Here is a 21,860-nt window from a genome sequence, read left to right as displayed (position 1 = left end):
TAAACGCTTGCCTCAAGCGCACCCCTCTGCCCTTCAGACTCACTGTCAGTTATACTGGCGCGATGAGTAAAAAGAAAAAAGCCAATAGCGGCTCCTCAACAATCGCGCTGAACAAAAAGGCCAAACACGATTTCTTTCTGGAAGATAAGCTCGAAGCAGGTCTTGAGCTGGTCGGCTGGGAAGTGAAATCGATTCGTGAAGGCAAAGTTCAGCTGCTGGATTCCTTTATCGAGTTTCATCGTGGTGAAGCCTGGCTGCATAACGCCCAGATTACACCGATGACTCAGGCATCAACGCACGTTGTTGCTGAACCTCGCCGCCAGCGCAAGTTGCTGCTGCATCGTCGTGAGATTGAGCGTTACTCACAGAAGGTACAGGCGAAAGGTTATACCTGTGTCTGCACTGCACTCTACTGGAAAGGGCATCACGTCAAAGCCGAGATTGCCCTCGCCAAAGGTAAGCAGAGCCATGACAAGCGCAACACGGCCAAAGACCGTGACTGGGCGAAGCAGAAAGAACGCATTATGAAGCACTCGGTGCGCTGACAGCTCACTGCAACCTGTGCTACATTAGCGACTGTTCTGGGGTTGAACTTCCACTAATTAACCCTATCTAAAGAACAAGGATCAGAAATGATCCAGCTCCTGGCTGAGAGCGACCAGAATTCGGGGATGATCTGGATTCGACGTTGATTACAAAGCTATGGGTGCATGCCGAGAGCGTACGACGATCTCGTAAATAAACGTTGTACATTTAAATATTCGCAAACGACGAATCTTACGCACTAGCGGCCTAATAGCCCCGCTTACCTCCGAACCCGGGTTCCTGTAACCGGGGGACGAGGGCGCAGCCCTACAGGATCGTCCGGAGGCTTTGCTGGGAGCCAAAGGACTAAACGTAATCCAGCTCGTTCCGAACGGCCTGTCTCTCGGCCCGTGACGAACTAAATCAATAGAGAAGACTAAGCATGTAGATCCTCTAGTGGAGGATTGGCGGACGCGGGTTCAAATCCCGCCATCTCCACCAAATTGAAGTCCAGGCAAGTCCAAAGACTTCCGAAAAGGCCTTAAACCACGCGGTTTAAGGCCTTTTTTGTATCCACTAACGTCCACAGAGGTTTGGTAACATCCGAGATCCGATGTAACATTCAATGTAACACCGACTGAAGAACAGGATTCCAGTGTTACAATGGCCAAGACAACCACCCCACTGACGGATGTCGAAATCCGAAACGCAAAGCCTAAGGACAAGGAGTACAACCTGTCTGATGGTCGCGGATTAGCCCTTCGAATCAAAAACACTGGCTCAAAAGTCTGGATATTCAACTACCAACAGCCATACACAAAAAAGCGCACTAACCTGGGATTTGGTAATTACCCTGAGGTCTCGCTCGCTCAGGCCCGACTCAAACGGGACGAAGCTCGCCAGTTACTTACCCAGGATATTGATCCCAAGGATCACCGCGAATCTCAAGTCGCTGAGCGCACTGCTGAACTCAACAACACACTAGAGAAACTTGCTGAGCAATGGCTTGATATTAAACGCCCGTCAATTACAGAGGGCCATGCCAACAGCACCTGGAACTCTCTGGCACTTCATGTGTTCCCTTCTCTGGGAGGCTACCCAGTTAGTAAGCTAACTGCGCAGAAGGTAATTGCCGTGCTCCGCCCCATCGCAGCAAAAGGCAACCTGGAGACAGTTAAGAGGCTATGCCAGCGCCTAAATGAAATCATGATTTATGCAGTGAATACCGGTGTTATCCAACACAACCCACTAGCAGGTATAGGAAAGGCATTTTCAGCACCAAAAAAGCAAAATGCGCCAACGATCAAACCCGAAGAACTCCCTGCTCTAATGCGTTCCATTAGTCGTGCGAGCATTAAATTTGTTACTCGCTGTTTAATAGAATGGCAACTGCACACGCTTGCTCGCCCAAGCGAGGCAGCTGGAGCCAAATGGGATGAAATCGACTTCGATCAGAAGCTCTGGATTATTCCCGCTGAACGAATGAAAAAGCGACGTACACACAGCGTTCCTCTTACGCCTCAGGCCTTAGCCATCCTGGAAGAGCTAAAACCTATCAGTGGCCACAGGGAGCATATATTCCCCGCAGATCGTAACCCGAGAAGCCATATGAACGCTCAAACTGCCAATATGGCACTTAAGCGTATGGGCTACGAAAACAAGCTGGTGGCTCACGGTTTAAGAGCTCTGGGAAGTACAACACTTAACGAACAAGGCTTCGATCATGACTTAATCGAAGCCGCATTGGCTCACGTAGACAAAAACGAGGTAAGAGCCGCATATAACCGCAGTGACTACATCAAACGTCGCACAACCATGATGGAATGGTGGTCTGAACATATTGAGAAATGCGCGACTAATGTCACCGCGATTGGTGGAGGTTCACGCAGAAAGGTTTTTGATAGCATAATAAAGTAGGAATAAATTCAGTAAATTTATACCTGAACTAACAGCCACGCGTTTTAGGCTGGAGCCCGTCAGATTAAATTTTAGTTAACTTCGTTGCATCCCAGAAACAATTGCTCATTCAGCAAGGAGCCTTGGGTGTCCTGGCGCATAATATACAGTTAAACGGTTTCTGCTATTCGATACTGCCTGTCATAATTTTTAAACCTGATCACCGGCGCAGTCCAAATGCAGCCTCACATGAAACTAGCATATAAAACGTAAATGGCGCCTGAATTTCTTTTTCCCGTATAAAACTAGCACTAACGCAGTATAAAAAAAAGGCACTCCTAATTAGCGGCGCGATAGGTCTGTTTCTACCAACGGAACTAATCGTTCAGAGAAATAAACTCGCAACCAAACATAGTGCAGAGTACTATCGTCCCGAGTTTATAAATGGATAAATATAAATTAATAGGGAAAATATATGGATATAGATGTAAGTTTAGATTTGGAAAAATCCAGACTAATAAGGAAGTTAGCCGACAGTGTCAACTCAAAGCTCTGCTACTTTGATATATTAATTAACTCAAAAAAAATAATCACTGGTAATGAAGAAGAGTATCTACATTACTTCATTGACGAAGAATCCTATTCTAGAAACTCGATCTATCGGAATGATTCTTTCGAGCTGGTTCTTATCTGCTGGAAAAAGGGACAGAAATCGTTAATTCACGACCATGCAAAATCCGACTGCTTTATGACTTGCGTTGCTGGAGAGTTAGTTGAAGAACGCTATTCAAAGTGGGAAGCAAGACGACTATCAGTTGAAACCATATCCACACACAAAGATAGCTGTCACATTGGAGGAGGGAATTTTCTCCATAGATTGTCCAGCCCTAACACCGACTCAATTTCTCTGCACCTATATATACCAGAAATTAAAAGCAACGAAGTAACTCTCATCAAACCTTAATCAGGAGCTATGGATAGTGAATACTTTTATAACATCAGGAAACCTTAATAAAGAAAACCTGATAAATTATACCGAATTAAAAAATTCGATTTACTCATCTAATAAAAGAATAATTATAGAAGAAATATTAAACCAAAGTTTCTTTCTAATAGACGAATTTCCGATTGATAAGAACTCTGAAATTGATGAAACATTTTTGTCAATATGTAGCCTACTAGGCTCACCAATAAAGCATGAAAAAGAAGGCGATATCATCATGAAGATAAAGCCTAACCCTTTGGAGTCTAAGGCATCAACCCCCGCTTATAACAACGGTGTAAAATTCGACTTACATTCCGAACTTCCATATGTACATCTTCCACCCGACTATATAGCCCTACTTTGTATATCTAACGAGCAAAATATTGGCACCAACATATCTAATATCGACACTATTCTCGAAAAACTAGATGGGAGTACTATAGACTTGCTTAGCGATAAAGCCTACAAAGTACTAATTCCTCCACATTTTGGTCATACTGACTCCCACTCAGAGTGCAGACCAATGATTTCTAGGAATGCCAACGGGATGTACGACCTCCACGTTCGATTTGATGGAATACTTTGCGACACCAATGAGCATAGAGTGGCGGTAGAGAAATTAAAAAAAGTGGCCGATGAAAATATAAAAGAAATTATCACAAAGCCGGGCCAAATATTAGTCATCAATAATCGCCGTTCCCTTCATGGACGAAGAGCCATCACTAGCGATGCTCGATACTCAAGTAGAGAACTTCGAAGAATATACATTTCGAGAGACGTGCAGGCGTACGGCGATAAATATAACGATAAAAATATGGCCATCTCAGGTTTTTAACGAGGTATATAATATGGATTTTTCGGGATTGGATGTTTTAGCAGTTCTATTCGCCATTGCCATTATTGCTGGCTGGGTGGACACAATTGCTGGCGGAGGTGGGCTAGTAACAATACCTTCGTTAATATTCGCTGGGGTTCCTGCCAGCTCGGCTTTGGCAACGAACAAATTTCAAGCCACGTTTGGCTCATTAGTTGCGACGTATCATTTTGTTCGAGCTGGTGAAATTGATTTAAAGTACGTAGTTATTCCAGTGATATTTACCTTTATTGGAGCTGTTTTTGGAACCTGGCTGGTTCTTGACATAGGAAATGATAAATTAATTAAGGTATTACCATTCCTATTAATATCTATAGGATTGTACTTTCTGTTTTCAAAAAAGGTAGACGACACTAAAGGTAAAGTAAGGCTAGGAATGATATCTTTTTCAGTACTAATTTGCCCTGTCCTCGGGTTCTATGACGGTTTTTTTGGGCCAGGTACTGGTAGCTTCATGATTTTAGCATTAGTACTTTTCTCAGGCTTTGGAATTTCTAAAGCTACCGCAAATGCTAAAGTACTTAATTTATCTAGCAACATATCTTCCCTATGCTACTTTCTTATGTTTGGAGAAGTTTATTGGACCATTGGAATAGCAATGATATTGGGTCAACTAATAGGCGCGACAGTAGCAGCAAGAATGGTGGTTAAAAATGGTGCCAGCATAGTACGACCAGTACTAGTGGTAGTTTGCTTTATAATGGCGGCAAAGCTTATTTTTGACAACAGTATAACTTAGTATATTTTAGGGATGATTTAAATGGATAATATCGTATTAATAACGGGTGCTTCCTCTGGCTTCGGAGAGGAATGTGCAAGAGTATTTGCAAAGCAAGGAAGCTACAGATTAATTCTGGCATCGAGACGACTTGATCTACTGGACAAACTTGCTAGTGAGCTCAGGCCCATGTGCGATGTTCATATATCAGAGCTCGATGTGTCATCTACTACTTCAGTCGATAAATTTCTGACAGACCTACCGGAGAAATATAGAGATATAGATATCTTCATTAATAGTGCTGGTTTAGCGCTTGGTCTCGACCCAACTCAGAATTCAAATTTTGAGGATTGGAATGTCATGATTCAAACTAATGTAATGGGTATGTTACGCCTTACTCACGCTATACTTCCCAGAATGGTCGAAAGGAATAAAGGACATATTGTTAGCTTGGGATCTACGGCAGGAAACTGGCCTTACCCGGGTGGGAATGTGTATGGAGCGACAAAGTCATTCATACAAAGCTTTGCTAGAGGATTAAAATCTGATCTTCTTGGTACAAATGTGAGGATAACCAATATTGATCCAGGACTCTCCAAGACCAATTTTTCCTTGACCAGATTTAAAGGTGATGCTGTACGAGCGGATAGCCTATACGAAAATAAGAAACCATTATTGGCTGAAGATGTAGCAAGTATAATATGCTGGGTTTGCTCCCTTCCCAGCCACGTAAACATTAACAATATTGAAGTAATGCCTGTGTGCCAGGCATTTGCAGGCCTGTCAGTTTCATCCTCGTGAGATTTTATATGGATATTTCCACTAAAGATTCGAAGTTACCAGCATCTAATATTGGTAACAAAAAACCGGAAGGTGAACTCTGTAAAAAATCTGTTTGGAGTTCATTGTACGCTGAAGGTGTCCACAAACTTAATTCGTCTAGCTACGTTAGTTTTCTATATCAAGATCACATATTGAGCCATGAAAACCTAGATACTTCACTAGCCTGGAAAATTTCTAAAGCAATCTCAAGCACCCCAGAGGAGTTCTATAATATTTATCATTTCTTAGTTGATATATATAGGGATAATCAATCCTTGGGAGAGCTTGCTTGTAGTGACCTCCTTGCCACATTCAATAAAGACCCTGCATGCAAGTCGATTGCTCAGGCTTATCTTTTCTATAAAGGCTTTATAGCTATTCAGATTCATCGACTATCACACAACCTCTACAGCACAAAATTTACAGACATTGCGTACTACCTTCAGTCAAAATGCTCGGAGGTTTACTCAGTAGATATACACCCAGCTGCGAAGTTCGGTTCTGGAATTTTCCTTGACCACGCCCACTCAATTGTCATTGGGGAGACCAGTACTATTGGCAATAACGTATCAATACTTCATTCCGTTACTTTAGGTGGTAAAGGAAATGGTTCCGGTGACAGACACCCTAAAATTGGTTCTGGAGTGGTTCTAGGGGCTGGCTCTACTATTCTTGGTAACATTTCTATTGGAGATAATAGTGTAATTGGAGCTGGGGCTGTTGTTCTTGATGATATCCCAGCTAATAGCACCGCAGTGGGAGTACCGGCAAGCCTTTGTAATAGTTTAGCCCCCTCCTGATAGAACTAGTTTAAGCTAGTACCTGCCGGGGCCTGGTAGTTGCAGAAGCAGAGGCCTAACCGCTAAGCAATGTACTCGCTAAGCTCACTAGTTCAAAACGAAGGCACTCTTAGCTCTTTACTACCCAATATAATACTGTGGCGATCTTCGGTTAATGCTCACGCTACAGAGCATTAGTTCTACCATACTTGATCAAAACTGAGAGTATCCAAGGAGTAAAGCTTACCGAACCCCGCCTAACATCCTCTCTGCCGAAATCCAAAGATCTGACGGCTTACACTCAAGAGCTACTGCCAGCTTCCACACAGACGTAGTGGTTGCCTTGGCAGCACCACGCTCGACACCAGAGACAAAAGAGCGAGCCAGATCAGCCCGATACGCCAACTCCTCTTGGCTGAGATCCAGCTCAACGCGACGCAGTTTTATGGCCTTACCAAAAGCCAGACTTGGGTCTTCTACCTCGACAATTCCCACACACTCTCTCCCACCCATAATACAGGTTGAAATGGTGCGTACGCTCCTATGTACATTCCACGCGATATAAACTACATTTAGACCTCTATAGTGGTCATTATGATATTCAAAAAGGCCGCTTTGACCTTAGAGTAAACAAAACTAAAGGAATGTATGGATGAACGACTTTGAAGGTGCTGGATCAACAGGAAACGTTGAACTCAAAAAAGCGGCCATAATCTGGGGCGTAGCGTCTGCAATACTCGCTGCCTTGGCTCTGATATTTAACAACTCCCCAATCGTACTGGGCGCTAGTTTTCTGGCGAAGTGTGTCGCCTTTTTGGTTGCTGCGCCTCTCGGCTTGGTTGGTGCAATGATCGGGGACGCGTTCAGAAAGTTTGCAGCTCCAGACTTTGTTTTCACGAGCGGAATGGGAGCAATGGTCTGGCAAAAGATTTTCTGGCTGATTGGGCCACAGACTATCGGCTGTATGGTCGGTGTCGGCTTAGGGGCTGCGTTGGTACTGGGCTAAAAGAATGTTCGGCTACCGTGCGATTTTATTACTATCAGTACTCTTTCTGATCTCGTGCTCAAATGAGTACTCGAAGGTTAAAGGTAAATTCCTGTCCGGCTGCATGGCATCTGGAGCCCCACACCGTCTCTGCTTATGCACGTTTGAACAGATATCCAGAGACAAAGCGACAGATGAGTTGATACAGCTCTTCTATTCTTCAAAGGGTCGCCAGGAACTGGACGAGCGAATAGTACCAGCCACCGAATACTGCCTGGATACACTCTAACCTTCCCGCCCCCGTATAAGCCCCGCTCTGAGAAATCAGGGCGGGGCTTTGCGTATCTGACTTTCCGTGTTCTAGAGAATCTCATTCCCACATTGCCTATTTGAATCAGGAAATGAATCCGTTCAACACCGCAAAGATGAGGAAATCAGATGACTATTCGCTGTCCGAAATGTAACTCAGATTCTTTTACCACCAGAGATACAGGCCGCAAGATCGGCGGAGCCATTGGGGCCACGGTAGGAGCCACCAGCGCTCTTACTGGAGCCTTAAAAGGCTCTCAGGTAGGAATGCGCGTTGGTGCTTACGCGGGCCCAGCAGGAAGCCTGGGAGGCGCACTTATCGGTGCACTGGTGGGTTGTGCCACAGGTGCCGCAACAGGTGCGACCGTCGGCAAGGTAATTGACGAAAAAGTACTCAACAACTGCGTGTGCACCGAGTGCGAACAGGAATTCAACCCGCATTTCTGAGCCGTTCTTTCAGACCAATTTAGAGGTAACAAACATGGCACACTTAGTTGAAAACATGGCATACGTTGGTGAAGTTCCGTGGCATGAACTCGGATCTCGGCTTGAACGAGGTATGCCCCTAGAGGTATGGGCTAACAAAGCAGGCCTTAACTGGGAAATAAATCGCAGCCCCGTAATGTTCGATACCGGAGCAGAAGATCCTAGTCTACTGCCGTTTGATGAGAAATCAGTACTCTACCGCTCTGATACCGGCGCACCGCTATCCGTAGTAGGCCAACGATACAACGTTGTGCAACCCCGAGAGATTCTGGAGTTCTACCGCGACCTGACAGAAATCTCAGGGTTCGAGCTCGAAACAGCGGGGGTATTGAAAGGCGGCAAAAAGATCTGGGCTCTGGCCCGTACTGGGCAGTCCACCAGCCTCAAAGGTGGCGACGTCACCAATGGCTATGTGCTGCTCGCTACCGCGTGCGATGGCTCTATGGCCACCACAGCCCAATTCACAAGCGTACGCGTCGTATGCAACAACACACTGGCTATATCACTGTCTCAAGATAAAGAGAGCGCAGTTAAGATCCCACACAGCACAGTTTTCAATGCTGAGGAGGTAAAACGAAAACTGGGAATCTCTGTATCTTCCTGGGATAACTTCATGTACCAAATGAAGACACTGAGTGAGCGGAAAGTATCCTTGAAGGAAGCCCGAGAATTCTATCACCAGGTTCTTATTCCGCCGCAACATATCGGCGTAGATGGGGCAGGAGGAAAGTCTATCGCCAAGGCCATCAGCCTCTTTGAAGGTAATGGACGCGGCTCGCGCCTGGACTCTGCTCGAAATACCGCCTACGGCCTACTGAACTCAATTACTGAATTCGTAGATCACGAGAAACGCGCCATCAGCAGCGAACACCGCATAGATTCGGCTTGGTTCGGACACGGTGCGGTAACAAAGCAAAAGGCCCTGGACGCTGCTTTGGCGCTGGTGGCTTGAACAAGCTCTCCCCACTCACTACAAAGGTAGTGAGTGGGGTGATCTGTGTTTTTCTTAACTTTTCATTGTAAGCCCCTCATAATCTCACGAACGGAACTGCCCGTAAGAACGGTTATGGAGCAAAGCAATGCAAGGAAGTATCCCAGAAATTGAAGTTTTTGAGGTTCAACCCCAGGAGCTACTGAGTGGCCTGATCGAAGTCATTCGTGAAACTGATCGAAGGATCGGGTACTACGAAATGAAAAAAATGGCTGGGGAGCACGTAGCAGCATCAGCCCAGGAGCAGCTAGAGAAGCGAAACAAACACCTATCTGCTCAAGAGATAACCCGCCTTGCCGCCAAGCTATACAACAAAATCATGGTTCGGAGTACGGTACAGGCTCTGACCGCCCTGGCTGAATACCAAGCAGAAGCTAAGGGGATGACTCGTAGGCAATTTTTGTCAGAAGAGCATAAGTCTTCTCGTCTATCGAGACATATCAAGGCTACGGGTGAAACTCGCCCCATAAACGTTGCGGCACACGCCATTGTGAGCGGCACTCACCCTGAAGCTCGCGCAGCAAGACGCATCTTGGCAAACTTCAGGATACGTATTGATGACCCCGATAACGGGATCTACTTACCGCGTAATTCCCGATTTATCCCCCACGAAAAGATGCCCAAAGCAATCAATCATGCTGAGATGCATACTGAGCAGTACTACGCCAACGTCACCAGCATGTTAGGAACTGCAACCAGCGAACTGGAATGTCGGCTAGCACTGCGCCTGATCGCTAGAAATCTTAGGGAAGGAAAACAGGAGTATTGAATATGAAAGTCTACATAGTGAAGCCCGACACGTCTTACCGCTTCATGTATCCAGAAGATGAGGTATATGACTCTGATTTCTGGGAATTCAAATGCAATGAACTTGCTGGAAAGCTACCACTGCACTTCACTGCCTACCTCAGTGACAAGAAAGAAGAGCCCATTCCCGATATCGCATGGATTGGCATGAGTACATTCGCATTTAAAGAGGCAGTCGCAGAGTACATGGTGGAAATATTGGAAGAGTCTGGCGAGCTTCTGCCATTCACAGTAAACGACGAGCAATGGTACTGCTTGAACATCCTGCAAAAAGCTGACGATGCTCTGGATACTGAGAAATCAGAGTACGAATACAACGAAGGCGGCATAAAGTTTGGTCTTAAGAATATCGTACTGAAGGCCGAGAAGCTTCCCGCTACTGGTCTCTTTAAAATTAAAGGAGACAACTACACCAGTACCTTCTGTGTTGATGATCAGAGCACCGATGAAGGAGTACTAGGTAGCTTTTTCTGCGCAGTCGCATCTGGGAAGCTCACCGGCGTGACATTCCAGGAGGTCACGTTAGTTTAACCACTTACTTGGTTGCTGCCAATAATAGTTAACATCGCCCAAGGCTAGATATAAAGAACGGGCTACACAGCGAAAATACCGACATGTGCATAGAATTCGTAGCTAATGCCACTACGGTTTTTCTAACATGTTGTTAGAAACCTTATACCGTGAATACCCGGGCTGGTGGAATCGCAGTTTATCGCCAATCCAAACAAATGCGGTACTAAATTACAATAGAACATTGGGAGAGATCATGGAAGAAAGTAATCATCGAATAGCCTACGCTCTTCACATGAAGAAAAAATGGATATATGGAAAGGATAATGAAGAATTACTCCATGAAAATGGCATTCAAGTAACCCCAGAGGAGTTTGATCTTTCGATGAAGGGAATGATATTCTGCCCGGTCTGCGCCACTCCGCTATCAAGATCTCCCGACACTAGCTCAGTCTCCACAAACAGCAGAACAGCTCATTTCAAACATAAACCAACATATTCGAAGATATCATGTCGATTGAAAACTAAGAGAATGGAAGGTCTTTCTTATAAAAATGAAGAAGAAGCATTCAAATCAATAGAAGATCAAACTCTAGTAATTGTTTCAGATTGGATGGCTCATCCTCCATCGAATCACGATGATATCGACGAAACTGGAGAATTTAATCAAACTGCCATTGAGGATGCTAATGGGCCTGAAACAGAGGTAGCAATTGGTAGGCATAGGGGGAGAGAGTTCAACCTTCCCAGCAAAATATCTAGCGTAACTGCCTTATGCAAAGAGTTTGATAAAAACCTCCATAAAGGTTACCACCTTCCAGATTCTCAGTTCCCAATGCTACTGTCTGATATGTTATTCAATATAAACAGAATAACCGAGAATACGGATAGCAAAAACCGATTGTTCTTTGGAAAAATATCCGGCTATAAAAAATTAAACAAGCGCAACATAATCTATATTAAAATTGAAGGGTTTAATGAATTCAAATTATATTCATGGCCAGAATTTGACAAAAGGAAGCATATAAATACAAACTCCATAGGAAGACACATATTATTTCACTCAAGTTTGGAGTGGGAAGGTAACATACCTAGATGCTTCGTTAATAGCTGGGGACAGTATAGCTTACTACCCCAAAAATATGAAAAGCTATTAAACCACCATAATTAGCACAAGCAATAAAATGGGGTTGATTGTACACCAGTAACCAAATCATCAAAACTTTGCATTCTCATGTAAATATAGTTTGAGACAGGTACAACAATATGTTATTTTTCACTGAGTTAGGCAGCATCTAATAAGGAAATTACTTTGAATCCTATAATCAAGTGGGCTTCGGTTCATAAAATTGATATAACTAAGAAATTTGACTCCAAGACAACCATGATCAATGGTGACACGGACGCTACTGATTTTGTTTCCAAGTTATTAGATGATGTTTCAAAATCTAGCGCGTATAAATATTACAGATTTAGATCCAATACCACAGAAGTACATAACATCATTAACTCCCTATCAGACAACGAATGGGAGGATTCTGCTACTAGAATATCAAATAGACTTTATGAAGCTGAAGAAAAAGCCCAGAAGCAAGTTGAGAACTTAACTGATCTCCGCAGAGGAGGGTTACTTCAAATATACTTAGAGAATGACAATGCCACTCTATACGTTATCACAAAAGTTGATTACGATGACTATCTGGGAGAGAGCCTAAAGAAAGAAAGCGGTTTGCCTTGGGAAAAAAGAACTCAAAAAGTTGCCATTATAGAGTTTAATGAAGAAGATCATATTGTAAAAGTTAGAGATACAAACTCTACGATTTCAACGTATTGGTGGGATTCATTTTTAGAGCTCGTGGAGTTAAATAGCTCACAAAAAAATACCAAATCCGCCTTCATGGAAATAGATAACTTATTAACTAGAAAAGTCAAAAAAAAATCAAAGATAGACTATTGGAATATTCGAAACTCTGTACTGTGTTACTTTAGAAACAACGAAGGATTTTCAATTACAGGACTAATTGAAAACACCCTATTGCATTACACTCCTGACAACTCCAGCATTGATATTAAATCGCTAAGCGAAGATCTTCTAAACCTCCCAGAAAAGAAGAATTTTGATTCTCAATTTGACATATCTATCAGCCACATTAAAGGCAGAATTAAAAAGAACATACCATTGAGAGAGAACTTGGAATTGCGATTCAATGGGGAAATCGAAAATCTCAAGGATATTATTAAAGCAGGAGAGGATTCAGAAGGCAGAAAGTTCATTAAAATATTTTCCGACACTGGATACGAAGAATTTAAATCATCCAATAATGATTCCGCCACAGAAAATAGTCAGTCTGACGGAGCGAGAAAAGAATGAAATCAAGTCGTTCTTTTTTCGAAGTTATTGCAGCTTTATTTGGCGAACCAAGCAATATAACCGAAAGGGAAACAACTGCTGAATATATCTACTCATATCAAATCACAACACTTAAATCTCCAGATAAATCCGTATTAGAGAGCAAGCTGCGAAGCTTACTTCCAATAGCAAAATCCACGACCATATCAATAGACTCAGATATTATAAACGAAAAGATATTTTATTCAGGGTGCAATGAGACCATAGAAGAAAAAATATCGCTTCTTTCAGATATATTATCAGATCAAGAATCGGAAGAAAACGTAACCAATATAACAATAAAACTAGACAAGAAAACTGATCAAAGGGAGCTCTTCATCATAAACCCAAAAGCTTTGGTCGACTTTTGGGACGACGGTGGAATTTACAAATCTCTAGAAAAAATAAACACAGTAATATTAAATTATGATCAGTTAATCATTCCGAATTCCGATGAGAGCATAAGAAGATTAAGAATTGGTTCCAACACCACACGGCGAAACAATATTTTATCGAAGAGACGAACTTCGTGCCACTTTTCAAATGAGTCTCAATTTTCATTAATCCCTGAAGACTTTGACTTTATCGAATCCATAGAAGCAGATCCACTAAAATGCTTTTTTAGAAAAATCAAATTCTACTGTCTTTTAACTTTCATTTGCGATTACTCCAGATTGGATGCCAACTCATCCAACTTAATAGTTGCATTAAATGGCTACAAATATTTACAGACAGAAATCGACCAACAAGAAGAAATAGCAGGTGCTATAGTAAAAGAGTACCACCAAATATATAAGTGGATTTATAGCGAGGGCGATACTTCAGATAAAATAGGATTGGCTCGAAATATAATTTCCATACATTCACAGGATGACAGCCTTATATTTCTTCGCTCTGGAACAATGAAGTCTATCTTATCAGGGTATCAAATTTATCTTAAAGAAAATATAAAACAGTACATAGAAATTAAGAACAAGCTTTCAGATCACATCCATGACTCTTCATTAAAAGCAATGAACATCGCAAATGGGCTTGCTAGCTATCTTAAAAATAGCATTTTCTCTTTAGTTTCTTTTTTTATTTCTGTCATTCTAATTCGGTTGCTTGCTCAAAAGGAAACCAAAGTAGTTAGCGATGACGTATACATTATCTTTATAATGCTTCTTGTAATTTCGACTTTCGTTTTATTTTTCTCGATATACGAAATAAATACCGAAATCAAGAGATTTGACTTGAGCTATAGTAAATTTAAAAATAGATACAAGGAACTTCTAAACAAAGATGATTTATCCCGAATATTAGACAACGATGAACAACACCTATCTGACATGACCTACCTGCAGGAAAAGAAGATTTCTTATACAGCAATTTGGTCCATCATATTATTCTTACTCTTTGTCGTAATAAGCTGTATGTGGGCATTTTTTGAGCCGCCCCTCCCCCCTACGGCCTAATGCTAAGCACTAGCAACTACTATTTCCTGATCTTTCGTAGCAAATCAATACTCACTTAAAGTGAGAGATGCACTTGTGATGACTCATAAGAACAAAGTATGGAGCCATACATCTCGCTTACACCACTAGGCGATTTACTTCCAGAAATACTTGCCACTCTCCTCCCGTAAGCATTCCGACCGATACCAACTTTCAGAGTATGGGCCAAGAGGCTTCGTGAACAAGCGCCGGTGAATAGCACCGTTCAAAACCTCTTCTAACAAGTGACTCCTAACCTCAAGCATTCTCTTTGTGTCTCCCTGACCGTTAAACTAAAGCATGACCAAGTTACAACTTTTTCATGATGTACAACACCTGACAGGTCTGCGACTATCCAGGCTGTCACGCAAGTAAGCTTGCCACGGCACCTGAGCCCACAAGGACGTGGGCCTTCTTTCGTTCGATACTGACTCAGGCGAATGAGTCATCCCGCTCAGCAATCCTCGCCAATATCCAGTCTTCGACTTCACTCTGTAGCCATCCTACCGACCGTGAGCCGAGTGGAATTGGCTTTGGGAAAGTATCTTCAGATATGTACTTGTAGATAGTAGAGCGGCCCAGTGCAGTGCAGTCCATTACTTCTTTCAGCTTTAAGATCTTCATGTTTGTAGTCTTCAATTTGTCTCACACATGCAATCCGGGATTTCTGTAAAAGCCCGGATATCAACGTGTGCTACAACCAAAGTGCCTGATGTGCCGTCCGTAGTGCTTTGTCTCCAGCTTGGCCATATAGCTGACCCGGTGGTAAACGCTGTTGTAGGACTCACTGAAGTCCACACTTGCGCTATTGATCAGGTATGTGGGGTTTTCTGGAAAGTGGACACACCCACCTAACTCCTCCTCGGGTATTCCCAATGCACTGGCCCAAGAGGCCTTGATACGAGCCGCGAGGTTTCCTGACTCTGCCTGATAGCTACCCAGGCAGTTGTACGTGTCTGCATTAGCCAGCAAGAGTACGTGATAGTGCTGGTGGGGCGCTGAGTCTTGCTCTCGTACCCAGACGTAACGTAACTGGCAGTCGTGAACACGTTTACGCTCTCTTCGCTTCTTCTTGAGATCTGCGTCAATTCGAGCCTTCAGTGACTGAAAGAAACGCGAGATCACGGCATCGTCACTACGGCACATGCCCGGATAGTCATCCCCATAGCCACCAGAGTAGGGAAAGCGCAGATCTACCCGTACCGCCATTGTTCTCGGATGGCTATCTATAGCTTTGTTAAGGGTGTTCTCTATGTTGCGCAGATAGTCGGGACTTAGTGGGCCACAGTGTTCTTGAACTGGCAGTGAATGCGAGGTGTAGCCAGTGGAAGGGTTTGAAGGAGTCATGATCAATACCTATGTAGATGAGTTCATAGGTATTACTCGTGTCTGTATTTTTCTGGTCAGCAGGCTCTGATACCCACTCCATAGCTAACAGTGAAGAGCTAAAGACACTTATTAATATTAGCTATAACCGACAACTCGATTACGCTCCACCAGCCTTCAAACTGCGCTAGATCTAGCACTGTTTCTTAAGCATCTGTGTACTTTACTATGGAGTTATCGTGCATTATTCAGGTTCATCCCGCGTAAAACCTGCGCACATAGAAATATCAAGTACTTGAAAATTACTAATAAGTTACTCATGATTTACCTTTAAATTACTGATAACTTACTATGTAATGAAAGAAGAAGAAGATGAATGTCTAAGAGAGATCCTAGAGATACTTCGGAAACGCCACAGTTCATCCTCAAGCACTGATTGCGACGATGATGGAAGCGACGAATCAATGAGTGCCTCGATGACCCTTGATACTGATTATGAAGTAACACTGGAAGACAGGCTTTCGTGGCTTTCTTCAAATGAGTTAGCACGAGCGCTTTGCTTTCTTTGCATCAAAGTGCAACCCAGAAGCCAGTTCCAGTCACTAGCTCAAGTTGAGAATACGCCATCAGATGACTATCTGAAGCGAGACGAAGAAAAACGCAAGTTAAGAAGCTTTATAGAGGGGAATGCGACGCATGGGGTGCCATACGCGGACATGACGTATGCAAGAGCTCCATCTTCCTGGGACGATATTCTGAACAGCCCAAGTCAAATTTTTGAGGGAGTCTTTGATAAGATTTCTCTTCCCACATGGGCAGCATCCTTATTTTTGGAGGTCGTAGCCGATATTTACTATGAATCCGCTAAAGGTAGGACACGGCCAGCCACCCCTTTCGACCAGCTAAGTACTGGCGATGAGGACTTAGATTGGGCTTCGAACTACTGGAGTAAGCACTTCAAAAATGACGGCGCGCAGCATGCCCAGGCTCATCAGTCCGTAGTGCCTCAAGCCTACCAAGTCGCTGTAAGCCACAGACACCTTGCCCCTTCAGTTCGACTAAACCTGCTCAAAGCTGCTTACATACTTGGCTTTACTGATAGATACCAAAGACTTTACTTTGAGAAGTCATTCAAAAATGCTCTGAGCCAGAGAAAGCATCGGGCGAAACGTAAAGACAGAGTCCCACTGAACACTCAAATATCAGCCAGGCAAAAGGTTCAGCTGAAGGAATTGGCCAAGCGTAAGGATAAAACGATGTACGAAGTTCTAGAGGAGTTGATACTTCGCGAGTACGGAAGAAGGCGGTAAGTAAGATCTTCAGATCGGCTCTAGCAAACAGCTTCAGTAACACCCAAAGTAACACCAATAGGAATTTACATTACTTTTCTTATTTAATTTCAATAAGTTACGAAACCTGTTCACATGACGCCATCCCACCATTTTTGTACCACCATCGCCCACTAGCCCGCAAAGCCTTATGGGCTGGGCGATTGGGCGGTTCAAAAACCCACTCTCTTTGTCATACCTTAAGTTGTCAGTAAACAGCACTTTTAGCAGCGATTTGCGGTCTGCTAAACACCCTGTATCCCACAGTACAGCTGGGTTTGTTAACCAGACGAGAGCGGTTTTAAATGCACGCTCAAAGCTAGGTTGCCTTTTGCGTCCAACCTTGAGTTTTTCATCGAGCAAAACTTTCTGTTTCTCAAGCTGCTTTATGGATTTTTCATAGGTTTTGATGAGCGTGGGACTGTCTGTATCCAGTAGCCGATCCACCAACTTGTCCAACTTTTGCTCAATCTTTGTTTTTTCCTGATTAACTATTCCCAGATCCATACTGCTATTTGAGCGCTTCTTCTCCCAGAGTATCTTTAGTGCTTCTTGAGCGAGGAAGAAAATGTCCTTGGGCATTCTCAGAGACTGCAACAGCTCATTGAAATCTTGATCAATAGCCTCTCTTTTGATGACTTTGCCGTATTTCTCACAGCCTTTCTGAGAACACCAATAGTACGGGTACTTTTTGCTACGTCCCTTCACCATTCCCGCCGTCATGGGCTGATTACAGCAAGAGCAAGAGATATGACCTCTCAATGTGAACTCATCACTGATAAAGGACTGCTGTGGTTTACGAGCGGCCTTTTCGATCTTGTCTATGATGGCTTGATGGGTTTCAAAGTTAATCAGAGCCTCATGTTTAGCTGGGTGCATGTAGATATTCCACTTAGGAACACTCAAATATCCGGCATACAAAGGCTTGGTTAAGATATCGGCGACTCGCTGGTGCGATACCCGACCTTTCTTATCTGTCGGGAACGCCTCAAAAGACTCAAAGAAGCGTTTAATGTCGGTCTGCGTCTCGAAGCGATTAGACGCGAAACCCTCAAGCCCCTCTCGAATGATAGAGGCCACGGGTTCCTGTTTGACCAGTATCTTCCCGTGTTCTGGAAGCTTGTCGTACTTGTAGCCCGGAACGGGACAGAAGCACCAATAGCCACTCTTTACCCTAGCCTGCATGCGATTGAACACCTGTTCCTTATTTTTTTCACGCTGGTGCTGGGACACGGATGCCAAAAGGTTCTCGACCAGCATAGAGTCGGAGTCTGTGCCAAATTCAATGCTAGGGGACTCAAGCTTACCCCCAGCTTGTTGAATAGTGGTTCTAAGTTGTAAATGCGCCTCCAGCCCTCTCGCTAAGCGGCTGATGTCATCAATAAGAACGATGGTTTCTTCAGGTTTTCTGTCTGCAATGAAATCAAGTAACTCAAGCATTGCAGGACGCTCAACCATTCCACCAGACACGCCTTCATCGTAGAAGACAGCCTCGACACAATAGTTTTTGTGCTTGGCATATTCCCGACATCGACTCTCTTGTGAAGATAGTCCATGACCTTCCTTCAATTGTCTGGCGCTAGAAACACGGCAATAAATAACCGCATTACGGATATGAGTCATGAAAATCTCCCTTCATTCGTTCTCAATGCAATCGAAACTCTTTTGTTAACTGGGTTAGTTCTGAATCTAAGGGTAAGTTTTGATCCTGTAAATCGTAAAATTGGACTTGTCCGCGCCCATGCCGAGTAGGATTGATGCCCCATTCTTGGTCTGCTATAGATTCCATCGCCTGCCATACAAAGTTGATCACTTCAATTCGCTCACTCATGGTGAGCCCCATATGCTCGGTATAAGGCAAAAGTCTCTTTTGCTCCTCAGGTAACATGTTTTCCTCCTTTACGGCTCGTAATTCAGTGTATCCAAGGTCTCGGTAAAGCTGTCATCCAGTGACTGCCGTTCTTGCCGTTGCTGCTCACGCAGCGCCTGAAGCTCAGCTTGTAAGGCTTGCCGCCTCTCCAGTTGCGCCTTGATGAGCCTTTCTTTTTCTTGTCTGTCTCGCAGCTCTGCGGCGTGTGCTTCCTGCTCATTTTGCTGATGTTGTTTCTTGGATCGTCCGCTCAGCAAATCCCACAGCCCCAATAGACCTTTACGGATTTTGCTTTGTCTTGCCTGTTGTTCCTGTTGTGATCGAACCTCTTGCTGTTGTTTAAGCTCTTGTCTGGCTTCACGGTGAGTTTGCTGCATAGCCTGACGCTTATCGGATAAAGGCTTGCGGGCAAATTCATGCGTAAGCTGCAATTCCTCAGAGAACTGCCGGTGCAGTTCAACATGCTGAGAGGCAATCTTGCTTTTCACGGTCTCGACCGCTGGCAGCGCATCGGGATCACCCAATCGCGCTTTCAGCTCTTTGGTTTTGATGCTGAGTGAGCGTGACAGCGAATAGATTTCGCCGCGCCAATCCAGTGCAACATAGCCGCGCCTGTCACCCTTGGCGATGAAGAACCCTTTTTCTGTCATTGCGTGTTCAAAGCTGGCTTTGTTGTCTGACGCTTTCCAGCATTGCTGCATGGCGTTTTTAATCTCACGCGGATCAATCTTGTGGCGCTTGGCTTGCTGCCACTCTGCCAGCGTGAAGTTGCGCGGATCGCTCAGCTCTTTTGAGATAAAGCCCTTGGGCAAATCCCAGCCATGTTCGATATAAAGCTCTTTGGCGATGCCGTTTAAGCGCTGCTTAAAATACGGCAGTTTGATGGCCTTCATTTCTTGGCCATCAATCCGTGACCAGACCGCATGGCAATGGCGTCTGCCTTGTTTCTCATGAAGAACGATGCAGCGCGGCTGGCCTTTGATGTTCAGCTCTTCTTCAATGCGGCTAATCGCATCTTCAAAATCATCTATGCTGGCACTTTCATGCTGCGGCGGATTGAGCGACAACGAGAACATGAACTTTTTACACTGGGTGCCTTTGGCAATGGCCTGCATTTCTTTGAAAGCACCCACCACGTCATCACTGATAAAGCCCTTTATTTCATGCACGGTCACATGCTCGTTTTCATCATTGAGCAAGTGATAGGCAAGCTGGGTTGCGCCGCTGCGCTGTGAGGCCTTTAAAATCATGCTTTCAGCCCTAACTGGTGTATCAATGTCTGACGTATCCACAGCACCATGCGGTACGCCTCATCAAGATGGCGCTCAGTATCAGGGGTGACGATCAGCGTGCCCATGTTGATGCCCTTGGCAATCTGGTTCAGATTGTTGGGGATGCGCGACTGACCCAAGAGATAGATCACTTGGCTAATATCACGGTCACTGGCACGTTTAACCGCTGACTTCTGCTTGGGCGTAACGAGCGCAGCATCGGTAAATAGCACCGTTCGTATCCAGTCAGATTCACTCATCTTTGCCGCCTGCGATTGCTCTTTGATAAACGCACGCTGTTGCACTGTGAGCCGAATGGAATATGGTGAGTTTGTCGTCATATCACTTGCCTGCATTCTAAACACTTCAGGTGGTATCGGGCTGGCATAACCAGCCCGAAAACCTGACGTGCTATCTCCGTTATCAGTGAAGCGCATTACCGTTAGCGGGCTTAGCCATGCTCGCAAACGCTTGCAGTGGCACACCCTCATCTTTTTTCTTGCGGCGAACGATATAACTGCCTTCGGCGATTTCGAGATAGGCAATGCCTTTCAATATGCCCTCGATATGAACACGGCCTGCCGGAATTTCGATGGTTTGACCATCGACATCAATCGGCTCATACACACCGTATTCGTCATCGCCTTTTCTTGGTTTGAGTAATTCGTAGTCATCGTTAAACATGCTGTTTTTCTCCTTCAGGTTGTTGCTGTTCACCCTTCTATTTGAAGGTGGAAATCGTGAATTAAGTGTTAATAATCAATGGCTTGACACGGGCATCCTTTAGTAAGGATGCACCGTTAAATGTTTGTTAATTACAACTATTGATTGCATACGTGCGCATGGTGCAACGTGTGAAACGCATCCTGTTTGGTTACAGCGGTACAGCCGAAAATCTGGCTCCGGCCTGCTTGAAATACTCTGCCCACGCTTTGCGCAAGCGCATCGTTTCCTGATCCAAGCGGCCAGCCCCCACGCCGAACATAAAGACCTCACAGCCACGAATGTTTACAAACTCACTTGGCGCAGGCAGTGCCTGCTTGCCTGACAGCAAGTGATTGGGGTTCACATACTCTGAGGCCTCAATCCCGTCTGTGATGATCAGAATGGTGTGTTTATCTTTGCTGCAATCCACGGGATTGCGGTTAAACCACGCCAGTACATTGGTGCTGCCTTGGGGGTGCAGCTTTTGCGGCAACGAGACAAGGTAGGCGGCTACGGCTGCGGAGATTTTGCGGTGATTATGTCGGCTGACTTGCAGTGCCTTTACCTCAAAGTTATCGGCGCTTTGTAGAGAGCCGAAGGTTTGCAGCCTTACCGTGTCGTGTTGCTTAAGCTGCGTGATCGACTGCACCGCGAAGGCCGCTGCGCGTTTGTTAAAGGCGGTATCAATCAGCATGGGATTGGATTGACTGGCATCGATTAAGATATGCAGGTCTTTCGCCATGACGGGGGCGCTGATGACACCCGCGATGAGGAATGTGGCCAGTGCTGTCTTTGCTTTATTCATGGGTAAT

The 21,860-nt window shown here is 44.5% G+C and carries 25 protein-coding genes and 1 other RNA gene; 17 read left to right on the top strand and 9 right to left on the bottom strand.

The features are described from left to right. The first annotated feature begins 62 nt into the window (after nucleotides 1-62). The 8 genes from smpB to cysE all read left to right on the top strand — a co-directional run bounded on the left by smpB (nucleotide 63) and on the right by cysE (nucleotide 6,620). Nucleotides 63-545, top strand: coding sequence for an SsrA-binding protein SmpB (smpB, locus tag BW941_RS00750; protein ID WP_068435346.1), 483 nt, complete (start codon nucleotides 63-65; stop codon nucleotides 543-545). A 122-nt stretch (nucleotides 546-667) separates the two neighbouring features. Beyond that, nucleotides 668-1,026: a transfer-messenger RNA gene (gene ssrA, locus BW941_RS00745) on the top strand. A gap of 162 nt (nucleotides 1,027-1,188) precedes the next feature. Then, nucleotides 1,189-2,442, top strand: a complete 1,254-nt coding sequence (locus BW941_RS00740; protein ID WP_076513424.1) for an integrase domain-containing protein — start codon at nucleotides 1,189-1,191, stop codon at nucleotides 2,440-2,442. 454 nt (nucleotides 2,443-2,896) lie between these two features. Further along, nucleotides 2,897-3,385 carry a cysteine dioxygenase gene (locus tag BW941_RS00735; protein ID WP_076513422.1) on the top strand — a complete coding sequence of 163 codons (489 nt, stop codon included), beginning with the start codon at nucleotides 2,897-2,899 and terminating at the stop codon, nucleotides 3,383-3,385. Between the two features lie 16 nt (nucleotides 3,386-3,401). After that, nucleotides 3,402-4,241, top strand: a complete 840-nt coding sequence (locus BW941_RS00730) for a TauD/TfdA family dioxygenase (RefSeq protein WP_076513420.1) — start codon at nucleotides 3,402-3,404, stop codon at nucleotides 4,239-4,241. 13 nt (nucleotides 4,242-4,254) lie between these two features. After that, a complete protein-coding gene (locus BW941_RS00725; RefSeq protein ID WP_076513417.1) occupies nucleotides 4,255-5,019 on the top strand; it encodes a TSUP family transporter in 765 nt (254 codons plus the stop codon). A gap of 21 nt (nucleotides 5,020-5,040) precedes the next feature. Continuing rightward, entirely contained in the window at nucleotides 5,041-5,799 is a 759-nt protein-coding gene (locus BW941_RS00720) for an SDR family NAD(P)-dependent oxidoreductase (RefSeq protein ID WP_076513414.1), read from the top strand. Nucleotides 5,800-5,807: 8 nt separating this feature from the next. Beyond that, the gene (gene cysE, locus BW941_RS00715) at nucleotides 5,808-6,620 is read left to right on the top strand and encodes a serine O-acetyltransferase (protein ID WP_076513411.1); all 813 of its coding nucleotides are present in this window, start codon (nucleotides 5,808-5,810) and stop codon (nucleotides 6,618-6,620) included. Between the two features lie 222 nt (nucleotides 6,621-6,842). On the opposite strand, the gene BW941_RS00710 is transcribed toward cysE, so the two are convergent. Beyond that, nucleotides 6,843-7,094: a helix-turn-helix domain-containing protein gene (locus BW941_RS00710; RefSeq protein WP_245820016.1), complete on the bottom strand. Its 252-nt coding sequence runs from the start codon at nucleotides 7,092-7,094 to the stop codon at nucleotides 6,843-6,845. 157 nt (nucleotides 7,095-7,251) lie between these two features. On the opposite strand from BW941_RS00710, the gene BW941_RS00705 reads away from it, so the two are divergent. The 8 genes from BW941_RS00705 to BW941_RS00665 all read left to right on the top strand — a co-directional run bounded on the left by BW941_RS00705 (nucleotide 7,252) and on the right by BW941_RS00665 (nucleotide 14,530). Continuing rightward, complete coding sequence (locus BW941_RS00705; protein ID WP_076513405.1) at nucleotides 7,252-7,605, top strand: hypothetical protein; 354 nt, start codon at nucleotides 7,252-7,254, stop codon at nucleotides 7,603-7,605. Between the two features lie 417 nt (nucleotides 7,606-8,022). Beyond that, nucleotides 8,023-8,340 (top strand): hypothetical protein, encoded by a 318-nt coding sequence (locus tag BW941_RS00695; RefSeq protein ID WP_076513399.1) that lies wholly within the window; start codon nucleotides 8,023-8,025, stop codon nucleotides 8,338-8,340. 34 nt (nucleotides 8,341-8,374) lie between these two features. Then, a complete protein-coding gene (locus BW941_RS00690; RefSeq protein ID WP_076513396.1) occupies nucleotides 8,375-9,331 on the top strand; it encodes a DUF932 domain-containing protein in 957 nt (318 codons plus the stop codon). Between the two features lie 127 nt (nucleotides 9,332-9,458). Continuing rightward, entirely contained in the window at nucleotides 9,459-10,139 is a 681-nt protein-coding gene (locus BW941_RS00685; protein ID WP_076513394.1) for an AHH domain-containing protein, read from the top strand. A gap of 2 nt (nucleotides 10,140-10,141) precedes the next feature. Next, entirely contained in the window at nucleotides 10,142-10,708 is a 567-nt protein-coding gene (locus BW941_RS00680) for a hypothetical protein (RefSeq protein ID WP_076513391.1), read from the top strand. Between the two features lie 235 nt (nucleotides 10,709-10,943). Further along, complete coding sequence (locus BW941_RS00675) at nucleotides 10,944-11,858, top strand: hypothetical protein (RefSeq protein WP_139325706.1); 915 nt, start codon at nucleotides 10,944-10,946, stop codon at nucleotides 11,856-11,858. A gap of 141 nt (nucleotides 11,859-11,999) precedes the next feature. After that, nucleotides 12,000-13,058: a nucleoid-associated protein gene (locus BW941_RS00670; RefSeq protein WP_076513387.1), complete on the top strand. Its 1,059-nt coding sequence runs from the start codon at nucleotides 12,000-12,002 to the stop codon at nucleotides 13,056-13,058. Continuing rightward, nucleotides 13,055-14,530, top strand: coding sequence for a hypothetical protein (locus BW941_RS00665; protein WP_076513385.1), 1,476 nt, complete (start codon nucleotides 13,055-13,057; stop codon nucleotides 14,528-14,530). The genes BW941_RS00670 and BW941_RS00665 overlap by 4 nt, the downstream gene beginning before the upstream one ends. A gap of 450 nt (nucleotides 14,531-14,980) precedes the next feature. Here BW941_RS00665 and BW941_RS00660 read toward each other — a convergent pair whose 3' ends face one another. Continuing rightward, on the bottom strand, nucleotides 14,981-15,172 hold the full coding sequence (locus tag BW941_RS00660) for a helix-turn-helix transcriptional regulator (protein ID WP_076513382.1): 192 nt from the start codon (nucleotides 15,170-15,172) through the stop codon (nucleotides 14,981-14,983). A gap of 60 nt (nucleotides 15,173-15,232) precedes the next feature. Beyond that, complete coding sequence (locus tag BW941_RS00655; RefSeq protein ID WP_076513379.1) at nucleotides 15,233-15,895, bottom strand: inovirus Gp2 family protein; 663 nt, start codon at nucleotides 15,893-15,895, stop codon at nucleotides 15,233-15,235. Nucleotides 15,896-16,230: 335 nt separating this feature from the next. On the opposite strand from BW941_RS00655, the gene BW941_RS00650 reads away from it, so the two are divergent. After that, nucleotides 16,231-17,184 carry a hypothetical protein gene (locus BW941_RS00650; RefSeq protein WP_076513376.1) on the top strand — a complete coding sequence of 318 codons (954 nt, stop codon included), beginning with the start codon at nucleotides 16,231-16,233 and terminating at the stop codon, nucleotides 17,182-17,184. Nucleotides 17,185-17,217: 33 nt separating this feature from the next. Here BW941_RS00650 and BW941_RS00645 read toward each other — a convergent pair whose 3' ends face one another. The 6 genes from BW941_RS00645 to BW941_RS00620 all read right to left on the bottom strand — a co-directional run bounded on the left by BW941_RS00645 (nucleotide 17,218) and on the right by BW941_RS00620 (nucleotide 21,853). Continuing rightward, nucleotides 17,218-18,825, bottom strand: coding sequence for a recombinase family protein (locus tag BW941_RS00645; RefSeq protein WP_076513373.1), 1,608 nt, complete (start codon nucleotides 18,823-18,825; stop codon nucleotides 17,218-17,220). Nucleotides 18,826-18,847: 22 nt separating this feature from the next. After that, complete coding sequence (locus BW941_RS00640) at nucleotides 18,848-19,090, bottom strand: hypothetical protein (protein ID WP_076513370.1); 243 nt, start codon at nucleotides 19,088-19,090, stop codon at nucleotides 18,848-18,850. Between the two features lie 11 nt (nucleotides 19,091-19,101). After that, on the bottom strand, nucleotides 19,102-20,322 hold the full coding sequence (locus tag BW941_RS00635) for a relaxase/mobilization nuclease domain-containing protein (RefSeq protein ID WP_076513365.1): 1,221 nt from the start codon (nucleotides 20,320-20,322) through the stop codon (nucleotides 19,102-19,104). Then, complete coding sequence (locus BW941_RS00630; RefSeq protein ID WP_076514172.1) at nucleotides 20,319-20,684, bottom strand: plasmid mobilization protein; 366 nt, start codon at nucleotides 20,682-20,684, stop codon at nucleotides 20,319-20,321. The genes BW941_RS00635 and BW941_RS00630 overlap by 4 nt, the downstream gene beginning before the upstream one ends. 82 nt (nucleotides 20,685-20,766) lie before the next feature. Beyond that, nucleotides 20,767-21,027, bottom strand: coding sequence for a hypothetical protein (locus tag BW941_RS00625; RefSeq protein ID WP_076513363.1), 261 nt, complete (start codon nucleotides 21,025-21,027; stop codon nucleotides 20,767-20,769). A 190-nt stretch (nucleotides 21,028-21,217) separates the two neighbouring features. Further along, nucleotides 21,218-21,853, bottom strand: coding sequence for a hypothetical protein (locus BW941_RS00620; RefSeq protein WP_076513361.1), 636 nt, complete (start codon nucleotides 21,851-21,853; stop codon nucleotides 21,218-21,220). Nucleotides 21,854-21,860 lie beyond the last annotated feature (7 nt).

Source organism: Thalassolituus maritimus (assembly GCF_900156675.1).
Taxonomy (GTDB): domain Bacteria; phylum Pseudomonadota; class Gammaproteobacteria; order Pseudomonadales; family Oceanobacteraceae; genus Thalassolituus; species Thalassolituus maritimus.
This window is presented reverse-complemented; position numbering and strand designations above follow the sequence as displayed.

What these genes read in the sequence shown, in the direction of transcription:
- smpB (WP_068435346.1), top strand. Translation starts at nt 63, where the DNA reads ATGAGTAAAAAGAAAAAAGCCAATAGCGGCTCCTCAACAATCGCGCTG.
- BW941_RS00740 (WP_076513424.1), top strand. Translation starts at nt 1,189, where the DNA reads ATGGCCAAGACAACCACCCCACTGACGGATGTCGAAATCCGAAACGCA.
- BW941_RS00735 (WP_076513422.1), top strand. Translation starts at nt 2,897, where the DNA reads ATGGATATAGATGTAAGTTTAGATTTGGAAAAATCCAGACTAATAAGG.
- BW941_RS00725 (WP_076513417.1), top strand. Translation starts at nt 4,255, where the DNA reads ATGGATTTTTCGGGATTGGATGTTTTAGCAGTTCTATTCGCCATTGCC.
- BW941_RS00720 (WP_076513414.1), top strand. Translation starts at nt 5,041, where the DNA reads ATGGATAATATCGTATTAATAACGGGTGCTTCCTCTGGCTTCGGAGAG.
- cysE (WP_076513411.1), top strand. Translation starts at nt 5,808, where the DNA reads ATGGATATTTCCACTAAAGATTCGAAGTTACCAGCATCTAATATTGGT.
- BW941_RS00705 (WP_076513405.1), top strand. Translation starts at nt 7,252, where the DNA reads ATGAACGACTTTGAAGGTGCTGGATCAACAGGAAACGTTGAACTCAAA.
- BW941_RS00695 (WP_076513399.1), top strand. Translation starts at nt 8,023, where the DNA reads ATGACTATTCGCTGTCCGAAATGTAACTCAGATTCTTTTACCACCAGA.
- BW941_RS00690 (WP_076513396.1), top strand. Translation starts at nt 8,375, where the DNA reads ATGGCACACTTAGTTGAAAACATGGCATACGTTGGTGAAGTTCCGTGG.
- BW941_RS00685 (WP_076513394.1), top strand. Translation starts at nt 9,459, where the DNA reads ATGCAAGGAAGTATCCCAGAAATTGAAGTTTTTGAGGTTCAACCCCAG.
- BW941_RS00680 (WP_076513391.1), top strand. Translation starts at nt 10,142, where the DNA reads ATGAAAGTCTACATAGTGAAGCCCGACACGTCTTACCGCTTCATGTAT.
- BW941_RS00675 (WP_139325706.1), top strand. Translation starts at nt 10,944, where the DNA reads ATGGAAGAAAGTAATCATCGAATAGCCTACGCTCTTCACATGAAGAAA.
- BW941_RS00665 (WP_076513385.1), top strand. Translation starts at nt 13,055, where the DNA reads ATGAAATCAAGTCGTTCTTTTTTCGAAGTTATTGCAGCTTTATTTGGC.
- BW941_RS00660 (WP_076513382.1), bottom strand. Translation starts at nt 15,172, where the DNA reads ATGAAGATCTTAAAGCTGAAAGAAGTAATGGACTGCACTGCACTGGGC.
- BW941_RS00655 (WP_076513379.1), bottom strand. Translation starts at nt 15,895, where the DNA reads ATGACTCCTTCAAACCCTTCCACTGGCTACACCTCGCATTCACTGCCA.
- BW941_RS00650 (WP_076513376.1), top strand. Translation starts at nt 16,231, where the DNA reads ATGAAAGAAGAAGAAGATGAATGTCTAAGAGAGATCCTAGAGATACTT.
- BW941_RS00645 (WP_076513373.1), bottom strand. Translation starts at nt 18,825, where the DNA reads ATGACTCATATCCGTAATGCGGTTATTTATTGCCGTGTTTCTAGCGCC.
- BW941_RS00640 (WP_076513370.1), bottom strand. Translation starts at nt 19,090, where the DNA reads ATGTTACCTGAGGAGCAAAAGAGACTTTTGCCTTATACCGAGCATATG.
- BW941_RS00635 (WP_076513365.1), bottom strand. Translation starts at nt 20,322, where the DNA reads ATGATTTTAAAGGCCTCACAGCGCAGCGGCGCAACCCAGCTTGCCTAT.
- BW941_RS00630 (WP_076514172.1), bottom strand. Translation starts at nt 20,684, where the DNA reads ATGACGACAAACTCACCATATTCCATTCGGCTCACAGTGCAACAGCGT.
- BW941_RS00625 (WP_076513363.1), bottom strand. Translation starts at nt 21,027, where the DNA reads ATGTTTAACGATGACTACGAATTACTCAAACCAAGAAAAGGCGATGAC.
- BW941_RS00620 (WP_076513361.1), bottom strand. Translation starts at nt 21,853, where the DNA reads ATGAATAAAGCAAAGACAGCACTGGCCACATTCCTCATCGCGGGTGTC.